The 16,518-nt window shown below is 65.6% G+C and carries 15 protein-coding genes; 8 read left to right on the top strand and 7 right to left on the bottom strand.

The features are described from left to right. Positions 1-73: 73 nt before the first annotated feature. From FS388_RS11370 to FS388_RS11350, 5 genes are all read right to left on the bottom strand, one after another. On the bottom strand, positions 74-304 hold the full coding sequence (locus FS388_RS11370) for a hypothetical protein (protein ID WP_146341511.1): 231 nt from the start codon (positions 302-304) through the stop codon (positions 74-76). Next, on the bottom strand, positions 274-1,431 hold the full coding sequence (locus FS388_RS13485) for a hypothetical protein (RefSeq protein WP_371708780.1): 1,158 nt from the start codon (positions 1,429-1,431) through the stop codon (positions 274-276). Before FS388_RS13485 ends, FS388_RS11370 begins: the two co-directional genes overlap by 31 nt. Before the next feature lie 1,245 nt (positions 1,432-2,676). Further along, positions 2,677-3,405, bottom strand: a complete 729-nt coding sequence (locus tag FS388_RS11360; RefSeq protein WP_146341510.1) for a hypothetical protein — start codon at positions 3,403-3,405, stop codon at positions 2,677-2,679. A 237-nt stretch (positions 3,406-3,642) separates the two neighbouring features. Next, complete coding sequence (locus FS388_RS11355) at positions 3,643-4,092, bottom strand: hypothetical protein (protein ID WP_146341509.1); 450 nt, start codon at positions 4,090-4,092, stop codon at positions 3,643-3,645. A gap of 115 nt (positions 4,093-4,207) precedes the next feature. Beyond that, positions 4,208-5,449: an MFS transporter gene (locus FS388_RS11350; RefSeq protein ID WP_371708319.1), complete on the bottom strand. Its 1,242-nt coding sequence runs from the start codon at positions 5,447-5,449 to the stop codon at positions 4,208-4,210. A 189-nt stretch (positions 5,450-5,638) separates the two neighbouring features. Between FS388_RS11350 and FS388_RS11345 the strand changes: the two genes are divergently transcribed. From FS388_RS11345 to FS388_RS11315, 7 genes are all read left to right on the top strand, one after another. After that, a complete protein-coding gene (locus FS388_RS11345; protein ID WP_146341508.1) occupies positions 5,639-6,439 on the top strand; it encodes a hypothetical protein in 801 nt (266 codons plus the stop codon). Positions 6,440-6,477: 38 nt separating this feature from the next. Continuing rightward, positions 6,478-6,828, top strand: coding sequence for a hypothetical protein (locus FS388_RS11340; protein WP_146341507.1), 351 nt, complete (start codon positions 6,478-6,480; stop codon positions 6,826-6,828). After that, a complete protein-coding gene (locus FS388_RS11335) occupies positions 6,821-7,399 on the top strand; it encodes a hypothetical protein (RefSeq protein ID WP_146341506.1) in 579 nt (192 codons plus the stop codon). The genes FS388_RS11340 and FS388_RS11335 overlap by 8 nt, the downstream gene beginning before the upstream one ends. A 57-nt stretch (positions 7,400-7,456) precedes the next feature. After that, positions 7,457-8,473, top strand: coding sequence for an ATP-grasp domain-containing protein (locus FS388_RS11330; protein ID WP_168198698.1), 1,017 nt, complete (start codon positions 7,457-7,459; stop codon positions 8,471-8,473). Further along, positions 8,392-8,670: an acylphosphatase gene (locus FS388_RS13480; protein WP_146342004.1), complete on the top strand. Its 279-nt coding sequence runs from the start codon at positions 8,392-8,394 to the stop codon at positions 8,668-8,670. Before FS388_RS11330 ends, FS388_RS13480 begins: the two co-directional genes overlap by 82 nt. Before the next feature lie 43 nt (positions 8,671-8,713). Further along, a complete protein-coding gene (locus FS388_RS11320) occupies positions 8,714-9,397 on the top strand; it encodes an ATP-grasp domain-containing protein (RefSeq protein WP_146341504.1) in 684 nt (227 codons plus the stop codon). Positions 9,398-10,336: 939 nt separating this feature from the next. Continuing rightward, complete coding sequence (locus tag FS388_RS11315; protein WP_146341503.1) at positions 10,337-10,561, top strand: hypothetical protein; 225 nt, start codon at positions 10,337-10,339, stop codon at positions 10,559-10,561. A gap of 4 nt (positions 10,562-10,565) precedes the next feature. On the opposite strand, the gene FS388_RS11310 is transcribed toward FS388_RS11315, so the two are convergent. After that, positions 10,566-11,801, bottom strand: a complete 1,236-nt coding sequence (locus FS388_RS11310) for a sugar-transfer associated ATP-grasp domain-containing protein (RefSeq protein WP_168198697.1) — start codon at positions 11,799-11,801, stop codon at positions 10,566-10,568. Between the two features lie 247 nt (positions 11,802-12,048). Further along, a complete protein-coding gene (locus FS388_RS11305) occupies positions 12,049-15,363 on the bottom strand; it encodes a chromosome segregation SMC family protein (protein ID WP_146341501.1) in 3,315 nt (1,104 codons plus the stop codon). 41 nt (positions 15,364-15,404) lie between these two features. Here FS388_RS11305 and FS388_RS11300 point away from each other — a divergent pair, with 41 nt between their 5' ends. Further along, positions 15,405-16,517 carry a sugar-transfer associated ATP-grasp domain-containing protein gene (locus tag FS388_RS11300; protein ID WP_168198696.1) on the top strand — a complete coding sequence of 371 codons (1,113 nt, stop codon included), beginning with the start codon at positions 15,405-15,407 and terminating at the stop codon, positions 16,515-16,517. Position 16,518: the final 1 nt, after the last annotated feature.

The raw sequence follows: 16,518 nt of genomic DNA, 5'->3' as shown, positions 1-16,518 counted from the left end.
GAGCCCGCCCCTTGTGTGTGGCCCGCGGCGCGGACTGCAGTGCTGTCCCCGTGCCAGGCGCTCTTGGACGGGGTCAGTTGCCAACCATGATGCACATGTCCGCGAGAGCGGGTTGAACGATCTGATCCACTATCGAGGCTGCGGAGCCCGTCAGCACCTCGTGACCGCCGGAAATGACGGAAGGGACCGAGATCTCCGCGACCGAGACCTCGTCCGCGCTCACATGGACATCGACTGCCCCCCAGCGAAGCTCAGGGATGGCCCGAACGGCGCTCACGGCGAGCGCAGCCGCACTTTCAACCATGTGGCTCGCGACGTGGGACCCATACTCTGAAGTTGCCAGCAGACTCTCCCGACGAGAGGCAAAACGCGGAGGATTGTTCCCTCCGCCGCCTCAGAAGTAACGGGAAGTCCTCCACTCCGGATGACGTTGAGCGCGACCTGTGGGTGCTTCAGAAGCCGGCGCACGATGTTGAGGTCGTAGTCGGTCCAGGGGCCGAAGCTCCAACGAACACCTCCGTCCCGAGCCTGGGCTGTCCAGAGACGCGTGCCCTCCCTCGCAATCGTGAAGCCGCGACTCTCCAAGAGGGCCTGTGCCTCCCGAACCAGGTCGATCGGCTCCGTGATCGTTGTGCTCTCGAACCGACCACGGTCTTGCGTCGCGGGGCAGCGACCCCATCGTCTTGGCGCGTCCTCAGGACAGCTTCGCTGAGGCGGCTGTGCCAGAGATAGCTTGCCAGTTCCTTGGGTTCGCCCCGCGACGGATAGTGATGCCCTGCAATGCCGCTTCCTGTGTTGATCTCTATGACGTAGGGAATGTCTCCGGCAGCTGAGACAACGATGTCGACCCCCGCGTGCCACACCCCCGATGCTGGCCACAGCAGCGCTCGCCGTGTCCTTGAGCGAAGCTGGCACTTCTTCGGAGCACTCCACGGTGTCTCCGCCTGAACTCAGCCCGCCCACATCCCGAACAGTCACGGCCCTGCCCATCGGCAGAACGCTTTCGGGGTCGCTGCCCTGCCGGGCCAAATGGCTGCGTGCCACATCGTCGAGCGGTATGAGGCTCTTCATCAGGTGCGGCGAACGGCGTCGTTCCTCGTTCTTCTCAGCGATGAGCTCAGCGATCGTCGACTGTCCGTCTCCGACGACGTGAGGGAGAACCCGGCGGACGACGCTGAGACACTCGGCAGCGGTCGCGATGCATCGGTATTCCTCGAACGGCTGAACGAACTCTTCCACCAGGACGTCGTTGCCGAGCGCGTGGACACTCTCGAAGGCGGAGGTGATGCTCTCCGGCGTCGTGAGGTTCACGAACACGCCACGACCCTTGTTTCCGCTGCGCGGTTTGATGACCAGCGGGCATTGCCACGCTTGGGCCAGCTCGTGTGCGCGGCCTGCAGAGCGGACGACCTCGCTGCGAGGAGCCCTCACGCCTGCATCTCGAAGCAGCTTTCCTGTCCGGTACTTGTCTGAGACGAAAACCGTCGCTGCGGCGGACTCGTTGGCGTGGGCTCCGTCAATCAGCACCCGGACTCCGTGGTGCTCGGCGACCGCTCGTGCCGGGCTAACCCACTTGATGTCCGCGCCTTCGGCATGGGCCTGCTCTGCAACCAGGGCACTGCTGAGTCGCCGGCCGAGCGCGGCGTGGTGGCGCACGGACTGACGGTGGATTCCGAAGTCATCCGCCTCCGCGTGCGAAAGAAGCTCCGTAAGACGAGCTGCTGCGTCGGACTGCGAGGGGCCCTTTCTGCGCTTCCGGCTGCCGCCCGACGGGCCACTGTCCTACCGGAAGGTGAAGGTGACGACCGAGATCGTCTTCACCACAGCCTGCGCCCGCTTGGCCGAACCCCCTCGGCCCTCGCCATGCGAGGTGCTGTACGACTCTGCGGAAGTCCTCCGGAAGTGACGGGGGGCATATGCCGGCCCGCTCTCATCGACTCCGGCATAGACCGGATAGAGCTTGAGTGACACGGACCGTTCCCGGCGCCCTGGACGCCGGGACAGCTCGAGCACGGCCACGAAGCTGCACGCGACGAGATGCCGTTCAACCTGTGGGCGTGCAAAGCGCCTGTCCGGCGCCGCTGCCCCGCGACCCAGGCCGTAGACGAGCCAACCGCCGTTCCGGTGCTCGACTTCCTGGAGGCAATGGCTTCCCAGCCGACCACGAGATCAGCCCCTTGGGACTGCTTGATCTTTCCTTCGCGCTTCTGGGCGCGTGTTCGCCAGCTGTACTTTGCGGGCCAATGGGGAAACGCCACCTGAAACACGTCGGGCCGAGTGTGCGGAATCGATGGGGAGTCTCCCGAGGCTCCGTCCACCCTGATCTCGCCGCCGCCTACCCTTTTGGGCAGTCGGACCGTCCCTGCCGCGTCCTCGAACACCCCGCTGGCACCGAGAATCACCTCGTCAGCCGCAGTGCGGTACCGCTGCAGGTTTTCGTTCTCGAGCTGGTCGCCGTCAGGCTCCCCAAGGAGCAGCGTGCGGTGCACCTCAGGGGCCGACCATGACGCACCTGCTGAAGAAAGCGCCTGCTCCGATGCGCAATAGGGCGCGCCGACGAGCGATCGTGCTGGCCTTCCATGGATCCTCTCAATGTTCAGTCTTACTTAAGCTTCTATTCAGCCTTTCATGAATTTTCTGCTCCCGGAGGACAACACACGCGCACAGCCGTACCGATCACTCGGAGACTCCGAACCCTAGGTGCACTGGCCCCGTATACTCTTCGACCTGCGAGAACTCTTCGCCGAGAACTCGGGCGATTCGTCGGAACCATTCGCGAACGGACTTCTCCTCCCCTGCCACGACCAGACGGGGCTCGGGCTCGCGGAGCACGAGTCTGCCGCTCACCCCTGCCCTGCGGTACTCACTGCGGATCTTCCGGCGGAGCGCGGGCGGAAGGCTGAGGCCTGCCGCGAGCCGACACTGCCGCCGGACCGGCAGGCCGTGCTCCGGGAGTGGATTCAGCTCGACCGAGGCCGCCGTTCCGTTCAGGATGGGCTGAAGAAGATCAGCCCGATCAAAGGTGAGCATCTCTGCGCCCGCCGTGCTCGGGCGGCGCGAACCCGGGAAGAAGTTGTCGATGACTGCTTCCGGGACATCTCTCCCTCGGCCGTGGGTCGGATACATGTTCACGCCGATATGAGCTCGCGAATTCATCTCGATGATCACGAACTCGGTCTCCCGACCCCCTGCGTTGTCCGGATCCCAGAGAATGTCGACTCCAGCCGCAGGGAGGCCTGGTATTGCGGACACGGCGCTCACAGCGGCGGCCTGCATATGCTCCGGAAACGCGTCCGTCACGTCCACCACATCACCCCCGGCGCTGGCGTTGGCCTTCTGCCGCAGCTGAACGTCAGCATCCCGCAGGGGCACAGAGTCCATCGTGAGACCCTGCTGCGCCACCATGGAGCGCACCTCATAGTCTTTGGCGATGAGCCCTCCGGACAGGAACGGATTCTGTCTGCGAAGCCGATTCTTCTGATCGATCAGTTCGCCAACCGTGTGAGTTCCATCGCCTGAGACACGTGCGGGAATGCGCTGACAGGCCGCGATAAAACGGTCGCCCACTACGAAGGCACGGTAATCACCGCCGAAATGATGGCGCTCGAGGACGATGTGCTCAGACCCAAGGTCGTCGACGAGTTACGTGTAGTACTCCTGGAGCTGCTCCACCGACTGGATGTTGGCGAAGACCCCTCGCCCCCTGGAGCCCCTCATGGGTTTGAGGACGACCGGGTAGCCGAGCGATTCGGCGTGGGCCCTCACCTCCTCGAACGTGGTCTCCGACGCAGCGAGCGCGAACGCCTCCGGCACGGGAACGCCTGCGGCCCGGAGGGCGGCGGTGGTGTCGTACTTCGACTCCACGATGCTGTATGCCTCTTCGCTGATCTCGCTGGCGGCCCGCGACCGGTCAAAACGGACGGTGCGCGCACCGTCCGACACCTCCAGCTCCTTGCCGCTGGGAGCGAGGAACGTCACCTTCAGCCCTCGTCTCCACGCCTCCAGCGCCAACGTGTGGGTCGATACGGTGCCAGCCCCGAATCCCGAGCGGACGACCGAGGGCTGAAAGTGCTCCGGCCACTGAAACTCCATGCCTATCCTTCTTCCTTGCCGCTCAGACGGTAAAAACGCGGTGGTCCCGAGTCACCGGATACGAGTGTGCGGATGATCAGTCGACGGACCCTAGTATCCGCCTCCGCGGCTGAGACTACGATGCGGCAGGCCGTCCGCCGCTCTCCTCCCGGGTCAGGGTCTCCGGGGCGAGGCTCCAGGCTGCGGCGCCGAGCATCAGAATGAGGCCGGTCAGACCGAACGCCCAGGCGTAGCCCAGCTGGTCCACCAGCAGTCCTGCGAGAAGCGGTCCGATGATCGCCCCCAGGTCCTGGACCATCTGGAATGTGGAGATGACAGTGCCGCCGTTGCGCCCCTCCCCCACGAGATCGCCCAAAGCGGCCTGCTGGGCGGGGACGATGAGCCCGGTGCCGGCGCCGCCGATGACGCTGAGGAGCAGCAGCACCCAGGGCTCGGGGGCTAGGCCCAGGGTACCGGTGGCTGCGCCCGCAACGAGCAGTCCCAGGATGATGGGTGGGCGGCGGCCCCATTCGTCGGATCGTTTGGCGAGGGTCAGCACCACCACGACGTTGCCCGCCGCGAAGCAGGCCAGCGTGACGCCTGCCAGCTGGGCGGAGTCGATGAACCAGCCCGTGCCGACGAATGCTGAGGCGGCGAAGAGCGGCACCACGGAGTTCCGCAGGCCGAATGTCGCCCACCCGTTGGCGAATCCGGAGGCTAGCGCTGCCCGGTAGCTGCCGTGGCCGAGAGCCTCCCTGACAGACGCCCGCTGCCGCTCGTCCTTGTTCTTCCGATCCTCGAGGCGGGACTTCCGAAGCATGAAGAAGACAACGGCTGCTGCGATGACCAGGGCAGCTCCGTACACCAGGAACGGCACCTCTTGGCCGAAGACCAGCAGAGCTGAGCCCAGCAGGGGACCTGCGATATTGCCGATGAGGAATGCCGACGCGTAGGCGCCCATAACCCTCCCGCGGATGGTGGGCGGGGACTTTCGGGCCAGGAACGTCATGGCAGCGACGGTGAAGAATGTGGATCCGATGCCGCCGACTGCCCGAAAGGCCAGCAGCAGCTCATAGGTGGGCGCGTACGCGGTCGCGATCATCGAGACCGCGACGATGAGGAGGCCGATGACGTAGACCGGGGTCTCCCCCAATGCTTGGGTCAGGCGCCCAGACGCCGGAGCGAAGAGCAGGCGGAACAGGCCGAAGGCCGACACCACGGCCGAGACTGCCATGGCGGATACCCCGAAGTCAGATGCGTATTGGGGAAGAATCGGCGAAACGATCCCGAATCCGATCGCGATGATGAACGCAGAGACGATCATCACCTTGAGCTCGGCCGGGATCGGCGGTCTTGAGATGTGTTCGCCTGCAGTCACAACATGTTGCCAACACCCCTGCCCCTGCTTATGTTCCTGGAAGCTCCGCAAATATCTGTCCCTGGGCCGCCGCACCGCCGCGGCAGCTTCTGCCGGCAAGCATCTCCCCTTGGTAAGCTCGGCAGGCTCGGACGTGCAGATGATCGACGAATGCAGGAACCGGAAGGGATTAACGTGCCGAAGGACAGCATGACGGAGCCGGAGGTGGAGGCGGCAGGGGTGCCGATCCCCTCCCGGCTCATTGACGGCTACCAAGTGCATCGCGCGGCTCTGGCCCGCGATCTTGATGTGCTCTCGCTCCCCCGCCAGGTGCTCCTGGCAGGAAGATCGCGCTCAGTCCCGGCAGAGATCTCCTTCACCCATGGCGTGCCTGAGGCCTCAGACCTCGCTGCGGTCACCTTTGCCCAGGATCACCGCCTCAAAAGGGCACTCCTGGACCGGGCCGAGGTCCCCACCCCGCCTGGCGCGTCGTTCTCCTGGCAGAGCCTCAAGAAGGCGGAGAAGTATGCGGAGAAGCTGGGCTATCCGGTCGTTCTGCGCGAGGGCGTAGGAGAGAACCCCGTGCGCGCCATCGGCGGGATCACGTCAGGCGACGAGCTGCGCAGCGCGTTCATGACGCTGCGCCGACGGGACAAGGCAGACCGCACTCCCGGCAGCAACCCGTACGTGGCCGGCTACGCCACCACTCGCCTGACCTTCACATACGATGACGACGGCCATGAGGTCGCACCGCTGAAGTCCCGGATGCTGGTGGAGAAGCAGATGCCGGGCCGCCCCATCCGCGCGTTCATCGTCGGAGATTCGCTCATCGCCGCTGTCGAGCTTGATGTGGATCACTCTACGGGTGTGCGCAGCGTCACCGATGAGCTGAGCGCCGACGACGCCGCCCTGTTCGTGAGAACTCTTGCTGCGGTGCCGGGCCTGGCATTCGCCTCCATAGACGCCGTGGCCAATCCCAACGCCGGCCAAGAGGGCGAAAGCCCCTCCTGATCACCAGCATCTCAGAGCGGCCCCGAATCGAGACATACATGACTGCCGACGCTTCGCTCGGTGACACGCTCGGTGACGCACTCGTGGCCTACCAGGCGGGGCGGGCGGGCTTCGAGCTGCCTGCACCAGTCGACGCCGTGACCCGATCGCTCGACATCGAAGGCCTCCGCCACGCAGAGCGCGTGGGCGAGGAGCTGCCTCGCATCGCACAGGACCACGGCGCCACGCTCAGCGTGCACGGCGTGGACCAGGTCACAGGCGAGCTCAGGGCAACCGCGAAGGGAAGCCCCGATGTCCTCGCAGCGCTCGCTGAGCTCCTCATGGCGGGCCACCTCGCCGACGACAGAGCCGCGGCCGTCAACTTCTCGAAGGGAACCCACGTTGTCTGAAGCACACAAGAGCACGGGCCCCATCTCACTCGTTCGCTTGGTCCGCCTGCGCCAGGACGAGGCCAAGGCCCGCCCTTCCCGCGTCTACGCGCAGGTCGTAGGTGAGCGTGCCGGCGCGCAGGTGTCCGCTCTGGGACAGTCGGAACTTGTGCACCACGGGGAGCACCTGGTCGTCCCTTCTGCAGCGTGGGAGGCCGGCGAGAGGGCGCTCGAGGCGCTTCTTGCTGCGGACATCCCGCGCGGAGACGCCGGTCAGCTTCGCGCGCTCGTTGAGGGACTCACCCGGGCACACTCCGCCGAGGTCGAGGAGCTCCAGGAATCGCCTGGGCTGGAGGCTCTGGCCCGCATCGAAGCAGCGATGACGGAGGCGCTCGTAGAGTTCAGCACCCAGGAGCAGGGCTCGGGCGACGAGCTCGGTGCGCTGCTGCGGAACCGCCTTCCGCAGGTGAACCGCTATTTTGTGGCGCCCGAGCCTGCGGCCCCGCATATGAGGGTCAGCCGGCGAACGTCTTCGACGATGCCCCGTACATCGCGCCGCTCCCCAAGGACGGGACGAAGGGACACCTCTTGAGCGTGAAGCGCTCCGCTACGGACTTCCAGCACCCGCTATCCGAACGGCGCGTTCGTGGTGACCGACCCAGCATCCGAGAAGCGGCTGAGCTTCAAATGGGGCCGCTCTCCTCTCGCAAGCGGCGTGGCACTGTCGATCTGCAGCTACAAAGAGGCCACCCGTCGGCTGCTTCAGCGCATCGACGTCCCAGTGCCGCAGGGTCGAGTCTTCTCCACTGCAGACCGCGAACTGGCGATCGAATACGCCGACCGCATCGGCTATCCGGTGGTCTGCAAGCCCGTGGCAGGGCTGCGCGGCATCGGTGTAGTCGCAAATATCCAGAGCCGCGACGAGCTCCAGGACGCGCTGGAGCTCTATCAGCAGAGTGAGCTGGGAGACGACGACTTCGTCATCGAGGATCACGTCCCCGGCGAGGACTACCGCATCGTCGTCATCGGCGACGAAGTCGTGGCCTCCGTGGTCCGCGCACCTGCCTCTGTCACCGGGGACGGTGTCCACACCGTGGCCGATCTCATCGAATACAAGAATCGCGCCCGCCAGGACAACCCGCATCTGAGCTCCCGTCCGATCAAGGTCGGCGAGTCCCTCCAATACCAGCTCAACCTGGCTGGACTGACGTACTCCTCCGTACCCGAAGCCGGACGGACGGTGCTCTTGGCGAATTCCGCGAATCTCTCCCAGGGCGGCGACAGCTTCGAGATCGCCGATGAGATGCATCCCTCCATCAAGGAGCTTGCGGTAAAAGCAGTGCAGGCCGTTCCGGGCCTTGGATTCTGCGGCCTCGATATGCTCATCGAAGACCACCGCAAGCCCACGTGGGAGCAGCAGTGCACTGTGATCGAGCTCAACGCTCACGCCGCCATCGGCAGCGCCCAGTACCCCATGTGGGGAACCCCGCACCGGTCGCGAAGAAGTTCTTCGAGGCGACCGCTGCAGCCGCTGACATTGCGCTCCCGCCGCAGCAGGTCGACACCCTCACCCTCCGCTTCGACATCCGAGGCCGGGTCACGGGCGTCGGGTACCGGAAATGGTTCGGGCGCCGCGCCCGTCAGTTCGGTCTCACCGGCTACGTGAAGAACGCAAGCAGAAAGCGTGTCGAGGCCGTCGTGTCCGGCCCGGCCGACGCAGTGTCAGCTCTCGGCTACCTCTCCTCAAAGGGACCCACAAAGTCCGTGATCACGTCCGTCGCGATGACTCGTGCGGAGAGGCCGGAGTCGGAAGAGTTCCGCATCATCCAGGCCCCACCGTGCGAGGCTTTCTGCGCCGCCTGAGACGCCAGCTGCGTAGGCTAATCTGAGCTGATTACGCGACGCAGTGTGCGCTTATCACGAATGGGGATCACGTGAGCCTCACGGATACTTTTCCGACATCGTCAAGGACGAGCCTAACCTCTACGAGGATGAGGATTCGCAGGAAGTCATCGCGCAGCAGCTCGAAAAGGGCCGCAACGTCGGGACACTTGTGACCTCGCGGGCCGCTGCGCGAGACGGCGCAGACGTCACCTGGTACGGGACGTACACTGCCGTTGCGGAGAAGGATGGCCGGCGAGCGCTGCTTCGCGGTCACATGTGCACGGACACCGTGACGGGCGGGCTCATCGTCAAGGACAAATACCTGACGAAGCGGCTGCTCGAGTCTGCTGGAGTCTCCACCCCACGAGGCGATATTGCCTCCTCATCCGAAGAGGCCTTGCGCATACAGTCGAAGCTCGCTGCCCCCGTGGTGATCAAGCCTCGCTTCGGCGGCCAGGGCAAGAACGTAACGGTCAACGCCAGCACCGCCGATGAGATCGTTCAGGGCTACGAGGACGCGAATACGGATGGTCGTGGTGTGCTTGTGGAGGAGTACATCGATGGCATCGAGTTTCGGCTCATCGTCACCCGGAGAAGTGCTTCGGTGCAGTGCGTCGGCTGCTGCCCCACGTCGCGGGGACGGACGTGCAACGGTTCTTCAGCTCATCGAGGCCAAGAACGAGCTTCGCCGAAGAAACCCCAATAACTGCATGCTGATGATTCCCGTCGACAGGACGACGGAGAGGCACCTGAAGCGCCAAGGGCTCACGCTCGATTCGGTCCTCCCGAAGGGGAACGAATCACTGTGCGCAACGTAGGAGGAATCAGCAGCGGCGGCGAAGCGAGTGAGTGCCTCGATCTCCTTCACCCCTCGGTTCTCGCTGTCGGACGTGACGCGATCCGCGCCATCCCGACCATGGATTGGGGCGGTGCGGACATCCTCGTCGCCAAGGACACGGGAGAGCCTTACCTGCTGGAGCTCAACACCAACGCTGCGGTCAGCAACTCCACTTACCCGGTCTACGGAGAGCCCAAGGACGTGGCAGGTCCTGCCTGGGAGCGGCTCCTGGCATCTGCCCCCATCGACGGCGTGAAGAGCACAGAGCTGACGCCGCCCCCTCACCCACTGACCTTCTGCCCGAGCTGCTTCCCTCCGACCTCCGGGCGGGCGCCTCTGCCCTGGACATCCGCACCCACACCCTCGCCCACCATCTTGAGACCAAGGGCTGGAGCACGGAGTTCAAGGCGAACCGCCTTATCGTTGCGGCACGCGAGGGCCAGCGTGACAAGTGGTTCAACGGGATCATGGACGAGCGCTTCCGGGCGAGTGCGAGCGCGCTGCTTCGTCGGCACCACCTCACTCAGCAGATACTCCAGGAAGCCGGGGTCGCTGTTCCTCGCTCACTCAAAGTCCAGTCGTTGGAAGACCTCAGGGCCTATCACGAGCGGACTGAGACTGATCTGACGCTGATCTCGCGTGAAGCAGGATGGTACGCACGCCGCCCTATGACCCGAGCATCTCCGTGTATCCGGGTGCGGAGGGCGAGAACCTGACAGCACAGCGGGTGCAGACGGGATCACGATTCAGGGTCTGCGCATCGCGGAACGAGCCTCTTGCTCTCCTGGGCCCGACGGAAGCGGGGCCATGCTCCCCGGTCTGGCGCAGCGCATAGGCTCAGCCGCTATCGATGCTGTTCGAGCCATTCCGTCGCTGCCATGGGGCTTCGTCGACGTCGTCGTGCGCGACTCTCAGAAGAGGTCAGTGATTGTCGAGGGCATCTCCGTCAAGCCTGACCTTCGTGACTTCCCTGTCCTGGTCGCGGGGTCCGCAGAAAAGATGCTGGACGAGATCGCCGCCCTCAGAGGCTGACGTCTTATGCTCCGTGGTCCGGTCGAATGCTTGAGAGCAGCTCGGAGGTGAGGTCCCCGAAGAGAGGCTGACCGGCCGCCAGCTGATAGAGCCACACGGCGCCGCGGAAGTTGCACTCAATCAGCACCGGCTCCGCGTCAGGGTCGACGCCGATGTCCCAGGACAGCAGGTCGAAATAGGGAACCGAAGCATGAAGCTCCCGCGCGAAGTCCAGGACCTTGCCGTATGCGGGAACAGCGGACATTTCGCCGAAGACAGTCCCAGTGCTGGGATGGGCCGTGGCGATCATTCCGTGCTCGTTGATCCCGTAGTCGCTCAGGGTGCCGTCCCTCTGCACGCCCACGCAGAGACCGCCTGTGCCGGCGTTGTCATTGATACGACCGTCGACTCCGAACCGGGCGAAAGTCAGGAGGTGATGAACCTCGCCTCCCCAGCGCAGGGTGACCACTCGCAGGGTGTTCAGCGAATTTGGGTGCGGCTCCGCGAGCGTCTCATGCTGACGGACGATCTCCTGAACCATGAAGTTCTTCCGATAGCGCTGCGCCAGATCCTCGAGGTCAGTCTCCCTGCTCCCCAGCTTGAGCCGGTCTCCCCCAAGGTGCTCGATGACGTCCACGCCCCGCCCATTGTCCATGCTGGTCGGCTTGATGATGCCCCTGCCGACGCGGGCGAGCGTCTCGATGACCTCCGACTGGTGGGGCAGCCAGGCGGCATCGCCGTCGTAGTACCTGCCGTCGATGCACACGAGGGACGTGACCGGCTGCCTGCTGGTGGGCAGCAGTCGGCTGAAGAGCACTTTGTCCGAGTAGGCCTGGATGGTGCTCTGGCCGGGATTGAGCAGACGCCAGATGGTGCGGTACTCCGATTGGGGAACGACTCTCACATCGGCGCCGCCGGTGACTGCGGAGAACGCAATGTGGAAGCTGGGGTCGATGTCGACTCCCCACTCTGATTGCCAATAGTCTCGAGCTGCCTGCACCTCAGTCGTGTCCGCCCCGCTGAGCAGACCGCTGCGGTGCAGCGCGGGGAACTGGCGTGATTCGGGGTCCACGCCCAGAGATCTGTAGTAGTCGATCTCTTCTGCGTCTTCCAGGAGGAACTGTTCACGCCTGAGCCGGAAGCGTCGTTCGCCCTTCGCCTCGTCGGACGCCTCAGCGTCGGCCTCGATGCCGTCCTGACCCTCGATGAGGCCGACCACTCTGGCTTGGAAGTCCTTGAGACCGTCTGGCCTGAACGCCACGACTTCTGCCGTGCCGTCCGATCGTCGGCGGGCCCAGCCCACCGTGCCGGTCAGGGCGGCGGCCGTTCGGACCCCGCGAAGGGTCCGCTACTCCTCCGCAACCCTGCGGAGCAGAATCCGCAGACCGGTGGGGTTGTGCAAGTGCTCAATATTCGATCCGACCGCGTCGTATGACATCGTGCCTGCCTTCCAGTGCTCGAGGACCGCATCGTAGCTCCACCAGCACAAGGCACCCTGAAAGTCAGATCTATCTGCTCAAGCGCTGGGAGATGACGCGGGTGGATCCGTCCTGCCGCATCGACACACCATAGAGCGCGTCAGCGATCTCCATCGTCCGTCTCTGGTGAGTGATGACGATGAGCTGAGAGGACTCACGAAGCTCCTCGAAGATCACCAGCAGCCGCGAGAGGTTGGTGTCGTCCAGCGCGGCCTCCACCTCGTCCATCACGTAGAAGGGGCTGGGACGCGCTTTGAAGATCGCCACCAGCAGCGCCACAGCCGTCAGGGACCGTTCGCCCCCGGAGAGCAGGGAGAGGCGCCTGATGCGCTTGCCGGGCGGCCGCGCGTGGACCTCCACGCCGGTGTTCAGGAGATCCTCTGGGTTCGTCAGCTCGATCCTTCCCTCGCCGCCGGGGAAGAGCCGGGAGAAGACCCGTTCGAACTGCTCCTTGGTGTCCGCGAACGCCTCGGCGAAGACCTTCTCGACTGTGGCGTCGACGTCGCGGATGATGTCCAGCAGGTCCTGCCGCGACTTCTTCAGGTCCGTCAGCTGATTCTGCAGGTAGGTGTGCCGCTCCTCCAGTGCCGCATGCTCCTCCAGCGCCAGCGGATTGACCTTGCCCAGGGACTTGAGGTCCTTGCGGGCCTGAGCGAGACGCGCCTCCTGCTCGCCTCTGTCGTAGGCACGACCGCCTCCGCCGTCCGGTCCCTCCGCCTCATCCTCATGTTCAGCCGGAACGGGGACAGGCACGTCGGGGCCATAGTGTTCGATGAGATACTCCGGCGTGAGGCTGAGATCCTCGTCCGCACGAGCCTCAGCAGCCTCCAGGGCGAGGCGCAGCTCCGTCTGCTTCACCTCAGCGGCGTGCAGGCGGGACGCCACGTCCTGAAGCTCGGCGTCCTGGACGTGACGCGAGGCGCGCACCTCCTCGAAAGAAGCAGTGAGGTGCCGGTGCAGCGCCTGGGCCGCGTCGATCGCCTCCTGCGCCGCGGCCAGCTGGGCGACGATCCGGTCCACCGCGTGCTCCGCTTCGGTCCGCACCTCCTCAGCGGCCTGCGACTTCTCCGCCTTCGCTGCGGCAGCTCTCTGCACCTGCTCTCTGCGCTGAACCTCCTGCTGAGCCTGCCGACGCAGCGACGCAGTCCGTTCGAGGAGCTGCCGGTGCTGCTCCTCGACGGCACGCAGAGCCAGACGTGCGTCCACCTCATGCCGCCGCCGATCTGCGGCCCCTGCGCTGAGACGATCACGCTCCTGGGTGGAGGGGTCTTCGATGACCTCGTCCGACTCAGCTGCTTCCAGACGCTCAATCAGCTCGTGCCTCTGGGCCCGCAGCTCCGTGATGGCTGCCTCAGCATCCTCGATCTCCTGCGCCGACTCGGCAATGCGCTCCCTGGCGCGCTCCACCTCAGCGGAGAGTCGTCGCAGCTGCTCACCTGTCGACGCCACAGCTGCCTCGTTGGCCTGATGGGCCTGCTGCGCCTCCGCGGTGCGCTGCTCGGCGGCGCTGAGCGTCTCAGCGCTGCCCGCAGCTGCGGCCTCGGCCGCCTCCAGCTCCTCCTGACCCTGCCTGATGAGCACTTCGAGCTGCTCAATCTGTTCGGTCAGGGTGCCTTCGGCGGCTCTGCCCGCTCCCCCACGTATGCGCTCGCCGTCCTTGATCACCGCTTGGCCGATCGTCAGCGCCGCGGAGAACTCACCGCGGTCCACCAGCTCACGGCCGAAGGCGGCGTCCCCCACCAGCACCGCTTCGGCGAGTGCCTCCCGGAGCTGCCCATCGTCGCTTCCGGCGCGCACCACATCGACGCTGAAGGCAGCCCCCTGATCATTGAGGGCGACCGCGTGGTCGGCGGCGGCGAGCGCCGATTCGAGCCCTGAGAGGCGAGCACGGCGCTCAGAGACGGTGATCTCAGCCTGGCGAGCGGCGGCGCGCGCCTGCTCGTAGTCCTCTCGGTGCTTCCCCTGCGCCGCTCGCGCGGCCTCGTAGGCAGCCTCAAGCTCTGCACCGCTGCTGTCGGCCTCCTCATTGCGCTGACGAAGCTGTTCGAGGTCCGCCGCCGAGGCCTCGAGAGCGCCCTGGTCGGAGCGGCGCTGAGCTCGCGCGCGGTCGCCTCGCTGCTGAGACGCTTCGAGGCGACCATCGATGGCGTCGACGCGGCCGCGGAGGGTCGCCAGCCCGGTGCGCCGGTCCGCCGCAGCCCGCAGCTGCTCAGTGATGAGGGTCTCCTCGGCGGCGAGCGCTGCTTCCGCCTCGGCCCGCGTCGTGCCCCGTCTCTCCAGCTCTGCGGCGGCCTCCTCTGCCTCGGTCTGCTTCTGGGCGGCCTCGCCGGCGACCTGTTCGGCCTGGGTCCGCAGCTGCTCGGGGTCTCGGGAGCCGGAGAAGTCGACGACGGAGGACGCGGCGAGGCTTGCGGCCCGCTCCCCCGCCAGGGAGGCCGCAGATCGCAGGCGCTCCTGGGCCTGGGCGAGCTGGTGGTGGCCGGCTGAAAGCTTCTCTGCGGCAGTCCGGGCCTCCTCAGCCTGCGTGGTCAGTCGCTGCATCGATGCGTCGTGCGCCTCGATCTGCGTCCGCAGCTCCTCGGCTCGGGCTGTGTCTGACTCCTCGCCCCGGCTGGACTCTGCGAGGGCGCCTGCGGCCTGGACGAGATCATCGGCGATGAGGCGCGAGAGCGCGTCGCGCAGATCATGCTGGATGCGCTGGGCCCGCCGGGCGACCTTGGCCTGCCGGCCCAGCGGGGCGAGCTGGCGCGAGGCCTCGTTGATGAGGTCCTCGAGGCGCTCGAGCTTTCCCTGCATGTTCTCGAGCTTGCGCACGGATCGTTCGCGGCGCCGCCGGTGCTTGAGCACTCCGGCCGCCTCTTCGATGAATCCGCGTCGCTGCTCGGGGGTGGCGTGGAGGATCTGGTCCAGCTGGCCCTGGCCGACGATGACGTGCATCTCCCTGCCCAGGCCCGAGTCGGAGAGCAGCTCCTGAATGTCCAGCAGCCTGGCGGAGGATCCGTTGATCGTGTACTCGGATCCGCCGGTGCGGAACATCGTCCGGGAGATGGTGACTTCGGAGTACTCGATGGGGAGCAGGCCGTCGGTGTTGTCGATCGTCAGGCTGACCGAGGCACGCCCCAGCGGTTGGCGCTCAGAGGTGCCGGCGAAGATGACATCCTCCATGGAGCCGCCCCGCAGGGACTTGGCCCCCTGCTCGCCCATCACCCAGGAGAGGGCGTCCACCACGTTGGACTTGCCCGATCCGTTGGGGCCCACCACAGCAGTCACCCCGGGCTCGAACTCGAAGGTGGTGGCGGAGGCGAAGGATTTGAACCCCCGCACAGTGAGCGTCTTCAGATGCATAATCCCCACCATTGTGCCCGATGCCCGATACGATCACGGTCATGGCTTTTCTGAACAGCGCCCTTCGTTCCGGTGTCCGGAACTACCGGTGGCAGCGGCGCAAGCTCGGTGCGGCACGACGGTTCCTGCGCAAGGAGTTCCGCTGGGAGACGGACTTCTCCTCCCGCAGCCCCCAATGGTGGCGCGAGGGCTTCCTGTCGCGCTCGGCCACGCTCTACGGGCTCGACCGGGGCAATGACCCATCCCTCTACGTCAACGACGTTCAGCGCTACCTGCGCACCAAGAACATGGTGAACCCCCACCTGCAGGAGGCCATGAACAACAAGTTCAACTTCTTCCTGCTGATGAACAGCCTCAGCCTGGAGGCCCAGGTGGTCCCCTTCCTGGGGATATGCAGCCGCGGACGAGTCCATGGCTTCCCCGATGTGACCCACCAGCCCACCGCCCAATTCCTCGAGAAGACACTGTCAGAGCGCCCGCACATCTTCGCCAAGCCGCTTCATGGGGCTGAGGCCAATGGCGTGCGTTCCATCAGGCGGGACCAGAACGGCTATCGGATCGACGGCAGCGCCACCACCCTCGACGAGATCACAGCGTGGGTGGAGTCCTTCCACAAGCCGCTGCTCTTCGAGGCGGCTGTGCCGCAGCACGAGGTTCAGTCAGCTCTGAACCCGGAGGCGACCAACACGATCCGCGTGCTGACCATGCCGGATCTGGACAAGGACCACGAGCCGTTCATCGCGCGGGCAGTGCACCGCATCGGCACATCACGCTCCGGGCACGTCGACAACTGGACCAAGGGCGGGCTCAGCGCCGCAGTGGATCTCGAGACGGGTCAGCTCTCCCAGGCGTCGCGACTGCCTGAGGACAACGAGCTCGAATGGTTCTCCCACCACCCGGACACGGGCTCCGCCATCGAGGGCATCACCGTGCCCTTCTGGGAAGAGACGAAGAAGCTCGTGCTCGACGGCGCCCGCAAGCTCGGATTCCTCGAGTACATCGGCTGGGACATCATCATCTCTCCGACGGGGCCGGTCATCCTCGAGGCCAACATCAACTCAGGCATGAATGTGCTGCAGGTGCATGGGCCCCTGCTCGCGGACCCTCGGGTGAAGCGCTACTACACAGCGCGCGGCGCCGTTGTGGAGAGCTGAG

Source organism: Nesterenkonia sp. NBAIMH1 (assembly GCF_007922635.1).
GTDB classification, from domain to species: Bacteria; Actinomycetota; Actinomycetes; order Actinomycetales; family Micrococcaceae; genus Nesterenkonia; species Nesterenkonia pannonica.
This window is presented reverse-complemented; position numbering and strand designations above follow the sequence as displayed.